Source organism: Mucilaginibacter gilvus (assembly GCF_004054195.1).
GTDB lineage: Bacteria > Bacteroidota > Bacteroidia > Sphingobacteriales > Sphingobacteriaceae > Mucilaginibacter > Mucilaginibacter gilvus.
The window spans coordinates 314,304-329,821 of the sequence record NZ_SBIW01000001.1; the positions used below are offsets into that span (position 1 = coordinate 314,304).

A 15,518-nucleotide genomic window follows, 5' to 3' on the forward strand; every position below is an offset into this window, starting at 1 on the left:
CCGCTACTACCAACTAAGAAAAATGGACTACAGGGAACAAAATAATTATCCGAAAGCGTTTGCTGCAACAGGTGTGATACTTACCGTGGTGATTGCCCTGTGCTATTTTATCGTGTTTCAAACTCCACCAAAGGATGAGGACGGTACCGGCGGTATATTGGTAAATTACGGCACGGTAGACGAAGGTACCGGCAGCGATTATATGAGCATTGAGGAACCATCTGTTGCCGAAAACGCTAATAAAACCAAACCGGATAAAGTAACCGAAACCCCGCCTACGGAAGAAAAACAGGAAGTAGATAACAGCGATAAAAACGTAGTTACCCAAATTAACGAAGATGCGCCCGAAGTAGTTGCAAACTCCAAAGCACCAAGCAAAACGGTAGCCACACAACCGGTAACAAAACCTGTAGCCGCGCCAAAAGTTAACCAAAACGCGCTCTATAAAGGCAAAACTAATAACGGCACCGGCGAAGGCGACGGAACCGGCAGCACACCCGGCAACCAGGGTAAAACCACCGGAACAACGCTTACCAACAATTATAACGGCACAGGCAGCGGCAACGGCGGCAACCTTAACCTTACCCAACGAGCCTTTGTAAGCCGCCCAAGCGTAAGCGACGATAAACGCCATAGCGGCAAGGTTGTTGTGGATATCACCGTAGATAAAAATGGGCGGGTAGTAACCGCGACAGCCGGGGCACGCGGCACCACCATTACAGATGCCGCCCTGCTGCAGAAATGCGAAGAGGCCCTGCTTAATTCTCAATTCAATTCATCAGATACCGCGCCGGACAGCCAACGGGGAACGATGACGTTTGTGTTTAAGCTGAACTAAGATTAAGTGGCGGTCGCAGTTGCAGTGTGCGAATTAAGATATTAGTTTGTAGTGCTGTATTTTTTTAAGACGTTTGCTTAAATAATACGCTTTACCCATGACCGGTAGTTTTAGAGACCTTAAGGTTTATCAATCGGCTTTCGAAGCAGCCAGAGCAATATTTCACCTTTCTAAAAAATTCCCTAAAGAAGAAACCTATTCCTTAACGGACCAAATCAGGCGTTCATCCAGGTCGGTATGTGCCAATATTGGAGAAGGGTATCGTAAAAGGATATACCCCAAGCATTTTACTTCGAAAATGACAGATGCCGATGGTGAGGCAACAGAAACCTCCATTTGGTTAGACTTTGCCTTAGATTGCGGCTATATAGAAAAGCAAAGCTATGACCTGCTATTTGCGAAATATGAAGAAATTGCAGGATGCTTAATGCTATGGCCAACAGCCCAGAAAAGTTCCCTCCGAAACCAAAGCCTTAAACACTTTACCGCTTTCCAAGACTGCTACCGCCACTGCAACTGCTACTGAAATAATGAACTACAACGACACCCTCAATTACCTATACACCCAACTGCCCATGTTTACGCGCGTGGGTGCCTCGGCCTTTAAAAAAGATCTGGATAACACCATTGCGCTTTGTGACAGGTTGGATAATCCGCAGCACAAATTTAAAAGCATCCACGTAGGCGGCACCAACGGGAAAGGTTCAACTTCGCATATGCTGGCGGCAATACTGCAAACGGCAGGCTATAAAACAGGCTTGTACACTTCACCCCATCTGAAGGATTTTAGGGAGCGGATCCGCATTAATGGCGAAATGATAAGCGAGCAAACCGTTGTTGATTTTGTGGCGGAACATCAAACCAATTTTGAAGAGATAGAGCCTTCTTTTTTTGAGATGACAGTTGCCTTGGCTTTTGATGTATTTGCAAAAGAACAGGTGGATATAGCACTGATAGAAGTAGGTTTAGGCGGCAGGCTCGATTCCACCAATATCATCACCCCGCTCCTCTCCGTGATAACCAATATTGGCTGGGACCACATGAACATCCTGGGCGATACCCTGGAACTCATTGCATCCGAAAAGGCTGGCATTATAAAACCCGGCATACCAGTGGTGATAGGTGAGCATCAGCCGGAGGTATCGGAAGTTTTTTTGAATAAGGCAAAAAAGGGGAACAGCCCCATTGAGTTCGCTTCTGAAGAATGGGATGTATTATCAGAAAGCAGCGATTTGAATTTACTGTCTGTAGAGATTCAAAGACAAGTGCTGCCCACTTTTGCATTTTCGGAAGAACCCATATTTACATTTCAGCTCGACCTGCCCGGCAGCTACCAGGTAAAAAACCTGAAGACCGTTTTAACAGCAGTAGAAGAACTGCGCAATCGGGGTTTTAATATTACCGATGAGCACCTCTCCACCGCGCTTCAAAGCGTTAAAAGACTAACCGGCTTGCACGGCCGTTGGGAAGTGATCAATACCACCCCTCTTACCATTTGCGATACCGGCCACAACCCAGAGGGGATTGCGGAAGTATTAAAGAACATAGCCTCGGTAACCTACAAACAACTGCACTTTGTAATAGGTATGGTGAACGATAAGGACATTACCAAGGTGCTGGCCATGTTACCAAAAAAGGCCATATACTATTTCTGCAAGCCCGATATCCCCCGGGGATTGGAAGCTGAAAGTTTAAAGCAAAAAGCAGAAAGCGTTGGGCTGAATGGCGTGGCTTACGCATCGGTAAAAGACGCCTTAAAAGCCGCGCAAACTGCCGCTACGGACAATGATTTGGTATTTGTTGGTGGAAGTACGTTTGTGGTAGCGGAGGCGGTATAACACTCATGACAAATTGTGTGATGGGTCATGGTGAGCGCGTCGAACCATAGCGGGTAGGCCAGCCCCCCTTCGACAAGCTCAGGATGACCCTACGCTCTTCATCATTTCCTTGTTCAGAAATCGCGGGTTACCTTATACCAATTATGCTTCACCCCATCATGCTCAAACTCCTCCACAAACTTTAACCCGGCTTTTTGCAGGGCTTTGTTCGACGCGATATTATCCACATCGGCCATGCCGTACATTTCTTTTAGTTTCAATACCTCAAAGCCATATTTTACCGATGCTATAGCTGCTTCGGTAGCGTAACATTTGCCCCAGTAGTGTTTGATGAAGCGGTAACCCAAATCGTAAAAATTGCTGTGCCCGTTACGGGTTTCGGTCATAAACTTTAGTCCGGCCCAACCGATGAACTCACCTGTAGCTTTTTCAATAACCACCCATCGGCCTATGCCGTTGGTAACGTATTGTTGCCTGACGTGGCCGATCATATCTCTTGCCTGCTGCATTGTTGTAATAGGTTTGTTGCCGAGGTAGCGGTGTACATCGCGGTCGCTGTCCAGTTCGAACATCGCTTGCTCATCGCTGGGCAATAGTTCACGTAAAATAAGGCGTTCGGTTTCCGCGAAGATCTGCATAGTGGTTGGTCTGAGCTCGAATGAAACGAATTTAAGGAATTTATTGAATGGGAACTTTGCTACTTCTCTATAAATTCTGCTCTTTCTAAAAATTCGTTTAATTCGAGTTTGAAACAAAAAATCCTATTTTTATCGCCATAAACCAAACAACATGGCCTACCAACCCTCAACAGAACGTTACGATAAAATGCAATACCGCCGCTGCGGTAAAAGCGGAATAAAATTACCGGCCATCTCACTTGGCCTTTGGCATAACTTCGGCCATGTGGATGTGATGGAGAATTTCCGTAAGATACTGCACCTGGCATTTGACAGTGGCATCACTCATTTCGACCTGGCTAACAACTATGGCCCGCCTCCCGGCTCTGCCGAAACCAATTTTGGCAAAATCTTAAAAGAAGATTTTGCAGGCTACCGCGATGAGATGATCATCTCTACCAAGGCAGGCTACCACATGTGGAATGGCCCGTACGGCGAATGGGGCTCCAAAAAATATTTAGTGAGCAGCCTCGACCAAAGCCTGAAACGCATGGACCTGGATTATGTGGACATATTTTATCACCACCGCCCGGACCCGGATACCCCGCTGGAAGAAACCATGATGGCACTTGACCTCATCGTTCGACAGGGCAAAGCCCTATACGCCGGTATCTCCAACTACAATGCCGAAGAAGCCGACAAAGCGATAGCCCTATTAAAGCAATTAGGTACGCCATGCCTTATCCATCAGCCAAAATACTCCATGTTCGTTCGCGACGCGGAAGAGGGTTTGTTGGATGTGCTGGAAAAAGACGGCGTAGGCTGTATCCCTTTCTCGCCATTGGCGCAGGGCCTGCTAACCAATAAATACCTGCACGGTATTCCAGAGGATTCGCGTGCGGCAAAATCAACCGGCTTTTTACAAACCAGCCAGGTAACTGATGAAGTTATCGGTAAAATAAAGTCGCTGAACGAATTAGCTGTACAACGCGGCCAAACCCTCGCGCAAATGGCATTAGCCTGGTTGCTTAAAGACGCGCGCGTTACGTCGGTGCTAATCGGTGCCAGCAGAGTTGAGCAGTTAGCCGACTCGTTAAAAGCACTGGATAATATTGATTTTTCTGCGGGTGAACTGCAAAAGATAGAGGGAATATTGGGATAGTAGATCATTGAAAGTTCCGGTGAGCGCACCTGCACCAGGGATATAATATACTTCCCCGCTGGCGGTGTCCCCACCGCCAGCTTACAAAGGCATATTTAAGGCAACTTAAATATGCCTTTTGCTTTAACAATAATTAACATTGGGCGTCTAAAATCTTTCGCATATAACATCCATCTTAGTAAAAACTTTATCCTACCTGATGAAATCACCCCTATTCCTTGCATTTATATTGTTTTTCTCGCTTAAATTATCGGCGCAGGACGCCACCATCAGCGGAAAAATAACCGCCGAAGACGGCAAGCCCATCCCTTTTGCTACTGTTTATATAAAAAGCACCACCAAAGGCACATCTGCAAACAGCGAGGGCGAATACAGTATCAATTTAAAAAGCGGCACTTACGATATCCAATTTAAAGCCATCGGCTACCGACAGGAAAGCCGCAAGGTAGAACTAAAGGCCAGCCAAAGCATCAGTGTTGTTTTAAAGAACGAAGACTACCAGATAAAGGAGGTAACCGTACGCGTTGGTAGCGAAGACCCTGCATACGCTATCATTCGCAAGGCCATAAAAAAGCGTAAGGGCTACTTAAACGCCGTGAATGCCTATACCTGCGAGGTTTATATAAAAGGGCTGCAAAAACTTCTGGCAGCGCCAAAAAAGTTTTTGATGTTTGATGTGGAGAAGGCTACCCGCGAGGCCGGTTTGGATAGTAACCGCAGGGGTATTGTTTACCTGTCCGAGTCGCAATCCAAACTGAGCTTTATGCGGCCGGATAATATCCACGAGGAGATCATTTCTTCCAAAGTTTCGGGCAGCAACCGGGCGTTCAGCTTTAACCGGGCATCAGACCTGAGCGTAAACTTTTACGAGAACTCGCAGGTTTGGCAGGGATTGAGCAATCGCCCGTTGGTATCGCCCATTGCCGATAACGCGCTTTTTTATTACCGGTATCAGTGGATGGGCATTTCGATAGAGAATGGCGAAACCATCAACAAAATAAAAGTTACCCCCCGCCGCGAGCACGACCCATGCTTCAGCGGCTACATTTACATATTGGACGATAGCTGGCGTATGCAAGGCCTTGCGCTATCGATCACCAAAAAATCGAACATTAATTTTGTGGATACCCTAACCGTAAACCAGGAGTTTGTGCCGGTTACGGGCAATGTGTGGATGCCGTCCTCCCTTAAATTTGAGTTTACCGGCGGCTTATTCGGCTTCCGTATCGGCGGGTATTATATCTCGATATACAAAGATTATGACATTAACCCCGCTTTGGATAGGAAGCAGTTTGCCGAAGTGCTGCGTATCACCAAAGGCATAAACAAAAAAGATTCGGCCTTTTGGGAGCAACAGCGCCCCATCCCGCTAACACTGGAAGAAAAAACCGACTATACAAAAAAGGCTGTGCTGGCAGCCAAGCGCGAATCTAAACCCTACCTCGACTCGCTCGACAAAGAGAACAACAAAGTAAGCTTTACAAAACTGCTTTTAAGCGGCTACAACCACCGCAACCGGTACAATCATGAGTCATACAACTTCAGCTCCATCATCAATTCGGTTTACTACAACACCGTGCAGGGCCTCGCGCTGGATTATGGTGCTTCGTACACCAAGGGCTTAGATAGTGTAAACCGATTCCTTTCTACCAAATATTACTCGGTATACGGGCGGGCAGGTTACGGTTTTGCCAATCATATTTTCACGGGCAGCGCCGGCATTACGCTATCCAACGGCCCTACCATCTTCAACGTAAGTGGTGGCTCGGGCATAGTGGATATGAACGACCGCCAGCCAATTACCCGCTTTATGACCACCGCTTACAGTTTGCTTAACCGCGAGAACTTTCAAAAGCTTTATCAAAAGCAATATGTATCGGCAAGCCTATCCACCCGCATCAGCGGCGGCTGGCGCGCAAGCGGCACTGTTGAATGGGCTGACAGGCAATGGCTGCCTAACACGGCAAACTATAGCCTCTTTCACCCAAAGGGGAATGAATTCACATCCAACAACCCTTTAAACCCGGCTGTAGATGCGCCCCTGTTCCCGCAAAATCAATCTTTTAAACTGAGTTTGCGTACCTCGTACGATTTCAGCAACAAGTACGAGACCTATCCAAACGGCAGGCGCTACCTTCCCTCCAAATACCCTACCATCGGTATTAACATAACCAAAGGCATTAAAAATGTATTGGGTTCGGATGTGGATTACACCCTGCTTTCTGCGGATATATCGAAATCCGATATCCCGCTGGGTTTTTACGGCAAAACGAGTTTTTATGTAGGCGTGGGTAAATTCTTTAATGCCAGCAGCCTGTTTTATACCGATTACCAGCACTTCTCTGGCAACCAGGTATTATTATACAATTCAGGCATCAATCATTTTTTACTACTCGATTATTACCGCTATAGCACCGGCGACAAATACCTCGAAGGGCACCTGGAGCATAATTTCTCAGGCTTTATTACCAATAAGATCCCGCTGATCCGCAAGCTGAAACTACAGGAGATATTTGATGTAAATTACCTCTACACCCCTACTTTAAAGCATTATACCGAATTGGGCTTTGGCTTGCAAACCAACACGGGCATCCGGGTGATGTATGGCATGGCCTTTAACCAAGGCGGCAAGGTGGATAATGCGCTGCGGATAGGGGTCAGTTTTTAGTGGTGAGTGGTGAGTGGTGAGTGGTGAGTGGTGAGTGGTGAGTGGTGAGTGGTGAGTGGTGAGTGGTGAGTGGAACGCATCTCGCTTCAAATGTGTTTGCATTATTGGAAAATAAACCCTTAAATTTATTTCAACAAAATCAACCTCTGTTATGATCTTTAAAAACGCCATTAGCTGGTTCGAGATACCCGCAGCAGATATCAGCCGTGCTCAAAAATTTTACGAAACCATTTTTGATATCGAGATGATCCCGATGGAGATGCCCGGCTTCGAGATGCGGATGTTCCCCATCGAGAACCCGATGGAAAATGTAGGTGGTGCCATTTGTAAAAGCGGCGATTTTTATAAACCATCTCCAGATAGCGGGCCAGTAGTTTACCTGAACGCCAACCCGGATGTACAGATCACCTTAGACAAGGTAGAAGCAGCCGGCGGTAAAATTGTAGTACCCAAAACAGAAATATCTCCCGAATATGGTTTCATGGCTGTATTTATAGATAGCGAAGGAAACCGGGTAGCCTTACATTCGGTACCGGCAGGGGTAGCTGAGTAAGCAGTGCGATAGGTCTTCGACAAGCTCAGACTGAGATGCTGGATGTGTCATGGTGAGCCAGGCGAACCATTAACGAACTGTGCCGTGCGTACGAGTATTCGACAAGCTCAGACCGACATGCTGGACGTGTCATGGTGAGCCTGGCGAACCATTAACGAACTGTGCCGTGCGTACGAGTCTTCGACAGACTTAGACTGACGAGAATTCTTTCCTCATCCTTACAATCCCCAGCACTTCGCCATCTGGCAATTGAGCATCAATCCGTTCAACAGCCATATAGCCCATTACCTCATAAAGTGGCACGCCAGGTAAAGTTGCGCCCAGTTCCATTACCGTAAACCCGTTTGAGCGGGCGGCATCTTCGCAGGCGGTTATCAGTTGCCTGCCTATCCCTTGCCGGGCAAAATTGGGATGTACAAAAAAAGCGCGGATGCGTGCGGCATCTGTTGACGGGTCGAGCAGCGGGTCTTCAACTTCCTTATGCTGGTCGCCGCCGAAGAGGGTGTTGCGTTTGCTCCATCCGCCGCAGGCAGCAATAACGCCATCTCTTTCAACCACGTAATAGGTACCATCAATCACCAATTGGCTATCCACCCCGAAAATATATTTGATCGCGCTCTCTATCTGTGCTTCGGTATAATAACCCCTGCTTAATCCGCGTACAGATTCTGCTATGAGTTGTTGCAAAGTTGGAACGTCGTTGAATGTGGCTAATCGTATCATGCCTCCCAATCCCCTAAAGGGGGAGCTTTTGATTTGCAAGGTAAGCATAACTATAAAAAATCTGAAATTGAAAATTCGACATTCGAAATCTTCTCAAATTTCCCCTTAAAAACCTATCTTTGCCCATGCAAGAAAAAATCCTCATTCTTGACTTCGGTTCGCAGTTTACCCAGCTTATCGCGCGCCGTGTCAGGGAACTCAACATCTACTGCGAGATCCACCCCTTTAACAAAGTTCCTGAAGTTGACCAAAGTGTAAAAGGTATCATTCTTTCGGGCAGTCCATATTCTGTTCGCCAGGACGATGCACCACATTTCGAATTTGTAAAACATCATAAAACGCTCCCTATTTTAGGCGTTTGCTATGGCGCGCAATACATCGCGCATTTCCATGGCGGCGAGGTTTTAGCTTCCAGCACAAGGGAATATGGCCGTGCCAATTTGGATTATATTAAAGAAGGCAACCCGCTGTTTAAGGATGTACCAAAGGAATCGCAGGTGTGGATGTCCCATGCGGATACTATTGCTACGATCTCCGATGATTTTGACATCATTGCCAGCACCGATAGCGTAAAAGTTGCGGCATACCAGGTAACCGGTACGCAAACTTACGGCATCCAGTTCCACCCCGAGGTAACGCACAGTATCGACGGAAAACAATTGCTGCAGAACTTCCTGGTAGACATTTGCGGATGCAGCCAGGATTGGACGCCCGATTCGTTCATCGAAACTACCATTGCCGAGTTGAAAGCTAAGTTAGGTGATGATAAAGTTGTATTAGGCTTATCAGGCGGTGTGGATTCATCTGTTGCGGCGGTATTGCTGCACCAGGCCATCGGCGCTAACCTGCACTGTATATTTGTAGATAACGGCCTGCTGCGGAAGGACGAATACCAATCTGTTTTGGATTCGTACCAGCACATGGGGCTCAACATAAAAGGCATTGATGCCAAGCAGCGTTTTTACGACGCGCTGGCCGGCTTAACCGATCCGGAGAAGAAACGCAAAGCCATTGGCCGCGTATTCATCGAGGTGTTTGATGATGCCGCGCACGAGGTACAGGGCGTAAGCTGGCTGGGTCAGGGTACTATTTACCCGGATGTTATTGAGTCGGTTTCGGTGAAGGGGCCATCGGCCACCATCAAATCACACCACAACGTTGGGGGCTTGCCTGATTTTATGAAATTGAAGGTGGTTGAGCCTTTAAACACCTTGTTTAAAGATGAAGTACGCCGTGTGGGTAAAGCCTTAGGCATCGACCCGAATATATTAGGCCGCCACCCTTTCCCGGGCCCGGGCTTGGCTATCAGGATCTTAGGCGACATCACACCAGAGAAAGTTGATATTTTACAACAGGCAGATGCGATTTATATCAACAATTTGCGCTCTGCGGGTGTTTACGATAGTGTTTGGCAGGCTGGTGCCATATATTTACCGGTACAATCGGTAGGTGTTATGGGCGATGAGCGCACTTACGAGAACGTAATTTGCCTCCGCGCTGTAGAATCGGTAGATGGTATGACGGCAGATTGGTGCCACTTACCGTATAACCTGCTGGCCAAGATCTCTAACGAGATCATCAACAACGTAAAAGGAATTAACCGGGTAGTATATGACATTAGTTCGAAACCACCGGCCACCATTGAGTGGGAATAAGTGGTTTATTTTATTAGTAGCACTTTTGGTGGGCGCCTGCTCGCCAAAAGTGCGTACCGTACCCGTTGCTACCAAACCCGCAGCCGAAAAACCGGTTGCAAAGCCCGAAAAAGCACCCGAAAAACCTAAACCCGCAGAGGCTAAATCTTCGGTAGTATCGCTTATTTTACCTTTGAGCTTGGATAAGCTTGCGCCCGGGCAAAGCTACAGTTCTGCCGATCTGAAAAAGGCGAACATGTCGGTAGAATATTACCAGGGCTTTAAGTTGGCGCTGGATTCTGTAGCTACGGACGGACCCAACTTTAAACTACAGGTTTACGATAGTAAGGATGATGCCGCTATACACAGCCTCGGGTTGAACCCACAGGTAAAAAATGGCGACCTGATTGTCGGGCCGATATTCCCGGAGGATATCAGGCTGTTCGCGGGTATGTTCAATTACTCGCGTAAGCCCATTGTATCACCATTATCACCGGCTTCTCCAACCCTGTTCAACAACCAAAATTTGGTTACCATGACACCGCCGCTGGAGTACCATGCTAAAGGCGCCGCAACTTACATAGCCACAAAACTGAAACCGAAGAAGGTTTACATCCTGAACTCTGGCTTTAGCGACGAGAAGCTTTACACCGTTCCTTTCAAACGCACTATAGATAGCCTGAGCAAACGCAAGATCCAGGTAGTGAACTTTACCGTTGTGCGTGGCGATCTAACTCCATTGGTAGCTCAATTAAACAATAAAGAGCAAAGTGTTTTTTTAGTACCTTCAACCAAACAGGCGTTTTTAATGGTGACCTTAAAATCATTAGATACTTTATCAAGGAGATTCCCGGTTACCGTGTTTGGGCATCCCAACTGGGAAAAGTTCGCATTTTTAAAAGCTAACTTGCTTCAGCGCCTCAAAACGCATATCACCAGTACTGATAAGGTAGATTACAAATCGCCCGAGGCCAATGCCTTTATTCGCCTGTACCGCAGAGTATACCGTACCGACCCTACCGATTTCGCCATAAAAGGCTTTGATGAGGGACTTTACTTTGGGCAGCTTTTGGCTCGCGATGATGATAGCTACCGCCGCGTAGAGCAGAACGATTTTACAGGGCTACACAACAGCTTCCATTTTGAAAAGAAGCCGGGGCAAGGCTGGATAAATACCCACGTGGATATCCTCCGTTACGAAAACTTTGAACTTAAACCCGTGCAATGAAAGCCATAAACCAGCTTAAAACATTTCAGCGCATTTTGGGTGATTACCCGGCAGACACGCCTTTAGGCAAATTTCTCCCCGGCTTTTACAGGCAAAACAAACAAATGGGCAGCACCGACCGTAAGGTTGCGAGCCGTTTAATATACAACTACTTCCGTTTAGGCAAGGCTCTTTACAATACCACTACCGAAGACCGGCTGATGGTTGCCGAATTTTTGTGCAACACACAAACCAACTCCTTTCTGCAACATTTTAAACCCGAATGGGCTGCCTGCATAGGCTTTGGCATTGATGAAAAGATAAACCTCGTAAAAACCTCCCACCCCGATTTCAAACTGGAAGACGTATTTCCCTGGACTTCGCAGCTATCCGCAGGAATCGAAAAAGACGCTTACTTAAAATCGTTTTTTGTGCAGCCCGATCTGTACATCCGAATGGCTAAAGGTTTTGAGGCACAAGTAAAGGCCGAATTAACTAAGGCATCAGTTATATTTAAGGATGAAGGGAACGGCTGCTTATCGTTACCCAACGGCACCCGTTTAGAAACCATTTTTGCCAAACAGCATTGGTACGAGGTGCAGGATTATTCGTCGCAACAGACCGCAAATTACTTTAAACCGCAAAAATGGGATAGCTGGTGGGATGCCTGCGCGGCGTCGGGTGGTAAATCACTCCTGTTGCATAGCCTGCAACCTGATATCAAGCTCGTTGTATCAGACATCCGCGAATCTATCCTGTCCAATTTAGATGAGCGTTTTAAGCAGGCGGGTTTGCGCAAGTACCAAAAGAAACTGATGGACCTTACCGAGAACAACGAGCAGCTCCTCTATCAGTATGCTTTCGATGGTATTATACTTGATGCGCCATGCAGCGGCTCGGGCACCTGGGGGCGCACCCCGGAGATGATCAGCCAGTTTGATATTCACAAAGCCGATTTCTTTAAGCGCCTGCAGCAAAGCATTATCACCAATGTAGTGAAACACCTTAAGCCCGGTAAACCTATTATCTACATTACCTGCTCGGCCTTTAAAGCCGAGAACGAGGACGCCGTAGATTTTATGGTGAAGCATTTAGGCCTCAAATTGGAAGAAATGCAGGTACTAAAAGGCTATGAACGCAAAGCAGATACCATGTTTGTAGCGAGGCTGACAGGCAAAGCAACGACCCCCCAACCCCCTGAAGGGGGAGCTTTTGAAGAGCTGAGTTAACCACCACAATACGTACAGTTCAGACGAACCCAGCGACACCAAAAAACCGGCATCAGTAACGTTCGGTTAGCAAAGGCTCTGATCAATCACTAACTTTCATAGAACGGGACGTGGCCGGCGCTTTTCTTTGGTTCGTTTCTTTTGGTGTCAAAAGAAATGAACATCCACAGGCTTAGCATAATTTACTACCCAGCTCCTAACAGCGCACTAATCGATTAACAATTTACGTAGAGCTTGATTCGTCCCCCCCATCACGCCTAAGTTTTAAGGGGGTGTTAAAATATGTTAATCTTTTCATTATTTGCCCTTTACCTCCCTACATTAGGGTATTAAACTTTCAACCTATGCTGCAAAACTACTTCATCATCGCATGGCGTAACATTATCAAGCACAAGCTTTTCTCGCTCATCAATATATTCGGGTTATCGGTAGGCATTGCTTTTACCATGCTGGTTGGCTCCTATGTTTGGCACGAAGCAAGCGTCAATTCAGATCTGAAGAACGCCGAAAACCAATACATCATCCAAAGCAAATGGAGAGACCCAAACATGGGCTACGCGTTGCAGGCGCTGGCACCTATGCCCAAAGCCCTGAAGGATGGATACCCAACATTGGTAGCCAATTACTACCATTGGGACGGGGTAAGTTCAAACGTAACCAAAGGTGATAAACACTTTAGGGAAAGCCTGCAGGTGGGCGACAGCACCTTCTTAGTCACCTACGGTTTTAAACTGCTGCATGGCGACGCCAGCACCGCGTTAAACGATGCGTTTTCGGTTGTGATAACCGAAGACAAGGCTATCAAATATTTCGGCAAAACCGATGTGATAGGCGAAACCCTGAGCATCGAAAACTTTAAAGGCGATAAGCACGATTTTGTGGTACAGGGTGTATTGGATAAACTGAGCAAAAACTCAGTAACTAACGTAATTGAGCAGAGTAACAGCACTTTCTTTTTACCCGGCGCGGCTGCAAAGTTTATCGGCAGGAGTTTAGACGGCTGGAATAATACCGTTGTTGTTGGCCTGGTAGAACTTCGCCCCGGCGTAAAACCCGAAGCACTTAACGGCCCCATGCTCAGCCTTATGAAAAAGAATGCGCCAGAGCAAATTAGCGCCAATCTTACCCCCTACCTTGTCCCTTTGTCTAAGTATTATCTGGAAAACAACAACGGACTGGTGAAAAAGATGCTTTACACGTTATCATTTATCGCACTGTTTATTTTGCTGATGGCGGTTATCAACTTTGTAAATATCTGCATCAGTCGTTCCTCGCAGCGCATGAAGGAGATGGGCATCCGCAAAGTGTTGGGCGGATTAAGGAAGCAGCTCATCTGGCAATTCCTTACCGAATCGGTGTTAATGGTATTTATTGCAACGGTTGTAGCTTTAGGTATTTATGCCCTGGGCAGGCCGTATTTTGCCGAGCTGTTGGCTACCGATATTAAAGGCTTGTTTTCATTCCCACTCTATTTTTACCCGCTGCCTTTTGCGTTGGCATTGGTTATAGGCCTTATTGCCGGCCTATACCCCGCGCTGGTATTATCATCGCTTAAATCAGTGGACTCATTAAAAGGCAAACTGAACCAAGTGAAGGATAACGTGATCTTCCGCAAGGCACTTATTGCCTTCCAGTTTGCTACGGCTGCTGTGGTGCTCATTAGCGCTATGGTAGTTTCCAAACAAATAAACCTGTTCTTTAGCAAAAGCCTGGGTTACGATAAAGATTATGTGGTTTACGCCCAATTACCGCGCGATTGGAGCAAACCCGGCGTGCAAAAAATGGAGGGCATCAAGTACCGGTTGGCACAATTACCGCAGGTCAGTTCAGTATCCCTTTCCTGGGAAATACCAGATGGCAACAACGGTGGCAGCTTCCGTGCCACTAAAATAGACGCTGATTCCGCAGCAGGCTTTTCATCTCAAACATTGATGGCAGATAACCAATATGCCGCCACCTACGGATTAAAGATAAAAGCCGGCCAATTTTTCATGCCGCAATACGTGCAGGCCGATTCGGCCAAAGTCGTTATTAACGAAACACAGGCTAAAGCGCTTGGCTTTACCAATCCAAATGATGCCATTGGGAAGCAGTTCAAAGCCATCGGCAGCCCCGACCCACTATCCATCTGCGGCGTAGTTGCCGATTTTCAGTTTGGGTCGATGCAGGGCAAAATACAGCCCGTTACCTTCTACAATGTAAATCAAACCACTTTTTACCGCTATTTCTCCGTTAAACTCCGCCCGGGCAATATCCAAAACAGCCTGAAAATTCTCCAAAAGAAATGGGCCGAGGTAATGCCCGGCGCACCATTCGAATATAATTTTATGGACGATGCCCTCGCCAAAATGTACAAAACCGAACTGCAGTTAAAGCACGCCGCCTACCTGGCAACAGGCCTGTCTATCATTATTGTGCTGTTGGGTGTGCTTGGCCTTATCTCGCTAAGCATTCAAAAGCGCACCAAAGAAATAGGCATCCGTAAGGTATTGGGCTCATCGGTAAACCATGTGATGATGCTGTTTATGAAAGATTTTTTAGGAACAGTAGTTATCGCCGGTTTGGTTGCCTGCCCGCTGGCTTATTACCTGATGCAGCACTGGCTGGATAACTACGCTTATAAAATAAGCCTTACACCAATGCCCTTCGTAATTGCGGTGCTTGCATTAACCTTTGTTACAGCGGTGCTCATCTGCATACAAACTGTTAAAGCTGCACTGGCGAACCCGGTGAAGAGTTTGCGGAGTGAGTAAGGCAATTTGAAAATGAGATGATTTGATGATTTGAAGATTCTGATTAAAGAATTTTCAAATCATCTTATTTTCAAATCTTCAAATTGTTTCATTTGGCAACTCCCATAAAATAAGCAATAAGGAGGCAAGCCGCGCAAAAGATAACGATAAAGCTAAACACGAATGTAAAGATGCTTAAGCCGTTGCTGTACTTGTTTTGCGACCGTACCAGCATCTTCTTCACAGCAGAAGCAATCAGCATGGCCAGGAATATTGCAACCGACAAGATAAGGATAAGGGCGAGCAGTATCATTTGT

Annotated in this window: 13 protein-coding genes; 10 read left to right on the plus strand and 3 right to left on the minus strand. The window is 46.8% G+C overall.

Going from position 1 to position 15,518, the window contains the following annotated elements; genetic code table 11:
* Positions 1-22 precede the first annotated feature (22 nt).
* The 3 genes from EPL05_RS01440 (at position 23) to EPL05_RS01450 (ending at position 2,676) form a co-directional block, all read left to right on the plus strand.
* A complete protein-coding gene (locus tag EPL05_RS01440; protein ID WP_128531730.1) occupies positions 23-838 on the plus strand; it encodes an energy transducer TonB family protein in 816 nt (271 codons plus the stop codon).
* A 97-nt stretch (positions 839-935) separates the two neighbouring features.
* Positions 936-1,364: a four helix bundle protein gene (locus tag EPL05_RS01445; RefSeq protein WP_128531731.1), complete on the plus strand. Its 429-nt coding sequence runs from the start codon at positions 936-938 to the stop codon at positions 1,362-1,364.
* A gap of 4 nt (positions 1,365-1,368) precedes the next feature.
* Positions 1,369-2,676: a bifunctional folylpolyglutamate synthase/dihydrofolate synthase gene (locus tag EPL05_RS01450; protein WP_128531732.1), complete on the plus strand. Its 1,308-nt coding sequence runs from the start codon at positions 1,369-1,371 to the stop codon at positions 2,674-2,676.
* A gap of 113 nt (positions 2,677-2,789) precedes the next feature.
* Here the strand turns inward: EPL05_RS01450 and EPL05_RS01455 are convergent, their stop codons facing one another.
* A complete protein-coding gene (locus EPL05_RS01455; protein WP_128531733.1) occupies positions 2,790-3,314 on the minus strand; it encodes a GNAT family N-acetyltransferase in 525 nt (174 codons plus the stop codon).
* A 151-nt stretch (positions 3,315-3,465) separates the two neighbouring features.
* On the opposite strand from EPL05_RS01455, the gene mgrA reads away from it, so the two are divergent.
* The 3 genes from mgrA (at position 3,466) to EPL05_RS01470 (ending at position 7,676) form a co-directional block, all read left to right on the plus strand.
* Positions 3,466-4,455: an L-glyceraldehyde 3-phosphate reductase gene (gene mgrA / locus EPL05_RS01460; protein ID WP_128531734.1), complete on the plus strand. Its 990-nt coding sequence runs from the start codon at positions 3,466-3,468 to the stop codon at positions 4,453-4,455.
* Between the two features lie 199 nt (positions 4,456-4,654).
* Positions 4,655-7,123: a DUF5686 and carboxypeptidase regulatory-like domain-containing protein gene (locus EPL05_RS01465; protein ID WP_128531735.1), complete on the plus strand. Its 2,469-nt coding sequence runs from the start codon at positions 4,655-4,657 to the stop codon at positions 7,121-7,123.
* A gap of 151 nt (positions 7,124-7,274) precedes the next feature.
* Entirely contained in the window at positions 7,275-7,676 is a 402-nt protein-coding gene (locus EPL05_RS01470; RefSeq protein ID WP_128531736.1) for a VOC family protein, read from the plus strand.
* A gap of 189 nt (positions 7,677-7,865) precedes the next feature.
* On the opposite strand, the gene EPL05_RS01475 is transcribed toward EPL05_RS01470, so the two are convergent.
* Positions 7,866-8,399, minus strand: a complete 534-nt coding sequence (locus EPL05_RS01475) for a GNAT family N-acetyltransferase (RefSeq protein ID WP_128531737.1) — start codon at positions 8,397-8,399, stop codon at positions 7,866-7,868.
* A gap of 125 nt (positions 8,400-8,524) precedes the next feature.
* Between EPL05_RS01475 and guaA the strand changes: the two genes are divergently transcribed.
* The 4 genes from guaA (at position 8,525) to EPL05_RS01495 (ending at position 15,222) form a co-directional block, all read left to right on the plus strand.
* Positions 8,525-10,054, plus strand: coding sequence for a glutamine-hydrolyzing GMP synthase (gene guaA, locus EPL05_RS01480; RefSeq protein WP_128531738.1), 1,530 nt, complete (start codon positions 8,525-8,527; stop codon positions 10,052-10,054).
* Positions 10,011-11,261 (plus strand): ABC transporter substrate-binding protein, encoded by a 1,251-nt coding sequence (locus tag EPL05_RS01485; protein ID WP_128531739.1) that lies wholly within the window; start codon positions 10,011-10,013, stop codon positions 11,259-11,261. The genes guaA and EPL05_RS01485 overlap by 44 nt, the downstream gene beginning before the upstream one ends.
* Positions 11,258-12,469, plus strand: coding sequence for an RsmB/NOP family class I SAM-dependent RNA methyltransferase (locus EPL05_RS01490; protein WP_128531740.1), 1,212 nt, complete (start codon positions 11,258-11,260; stop codon positions 12,467-12,469). Before EPL05_RS01485 ends, EPL05_RS01490 begins: the two co-directional genes overlap by 4 nt.
* Positions 12,470-12,813: 344 nt before the next feature.
* A complete protein-coding gene (locus EPL05_RS01495; RefSeq protein ID WP_128531741.1) occupies positions 12,814-15,222 on the plus strand; it encodes an ABC transporter permease in 2,409 nt (802 codons plus the stop codon).
* A gap of 88 nt (positions 15,223-15,310) precedes the next feature.
* On the opposite strand, the gene EPL05_RS01500 is transcribed toward EPL05_RS01495, so the two are convergent.
* Positions 15,311-15,514 carry a hypothetical protein gene (locus EPL05_RS01500; RefSeq protein WP_128531742.1) on the minus strand — a complete coding sequence of 68 codons (204 nt, stop codon included), beginning with the start codon at positions 15,512-15,514 and terminating at the stop codon, positions 15,311-15,313.
* Positions 15,515-15,518 lie beyond the last annotated feature (4 nt).

Bases quoted from the DNA above. Each gene is read 5' to 3' on its own strand.
- EPL05_RS01440 (WP_128531730.1), top strand. From the start codon at position 23: ATGGACTACAGGGAACAAAATAATTATCCGAAAGCGTTTGCTGCAACA.
- EPL05_RS01445 (WP_128531731.1), top strand. From the start codon at position 936: ATGACCGGTAGTTTTAGAGACCTTAAGGTTTATCAATCGGCTTTCGAA.
- EPL05_RS01450 (WP_128531732.1), top strand. From the start codon at position 1,369: ATGAACTACAACGACACCCTCAATTACCTATACACCCAACTGCCCATG.
- EPL05_RS01455 (WP_128531733.1), bottom strand. From the start codon at position 3,314: ATGCAGATCTTCGCGGAAACCGAACGCCTTATTTTACGTGAACTATTG.
- mgrA (WP_128531734.1), top strand. From the start codon at position 3,466: ATGGCCTACCAACCCTCAACAGAACGTTACGATAAAATGCAATACCGC.
- EPL05_RS01465 (WP_128531735.1), top strand. From the start codon at position 4,655: ATGAAATCACCCCTATTCCTTGCATTTATATTGTTTTTCTCGCTTAAA.
- EPL05_RS01470 (WP_128531736.1), top strand. From the start codon at position 7,275: ATGATCTTTAAAAACGCCATTAGCTGGTTCGAGATACCCGCAGCAGAT.
- EPL05_RS01475 (WP_128531737.1), bottom strand. From the start codon at position 8,399: ATGATACGATTAGCCACATTCAACGACGTTCCAACTTTGCAACAACTC.
- guaA (WP_128531738.1), top strand. From the start codon at position 8,525: ATGCAAGAAAAAATCCTCATTCTTGACTTCGGTTCGCAGTTTACCCAG.
- EPL05_RS01485 (WP_128531739.1), top strand. From the start codon at position 10,011: ATGACATTAGTTCGAAACCACCGGCCACCATTGAGTGGGAATAAGTGG.
- EPL05_RS01490 (WP_128531740.1), top strand. From the start codon at position 11,258: ATGAAAGCCATAAACCAGCTTAAAACATTTCAGCGCATTTTGGGTGAT.
- EPL05_RS01495 (WP_128531741.1), top strand. From the start codon at position 12,814: ATGCTGCAAAACTACTTCATCATCGCATGGCGTAACATTATCAAGCAC.
- EPL05_RS01500 (WP_128531742.1), bottom strand. From the start codon at position 15,514: ATGATACTGCTCGCCCTTATCCTTATCTTGTCGGTTGCAATATTCCTG.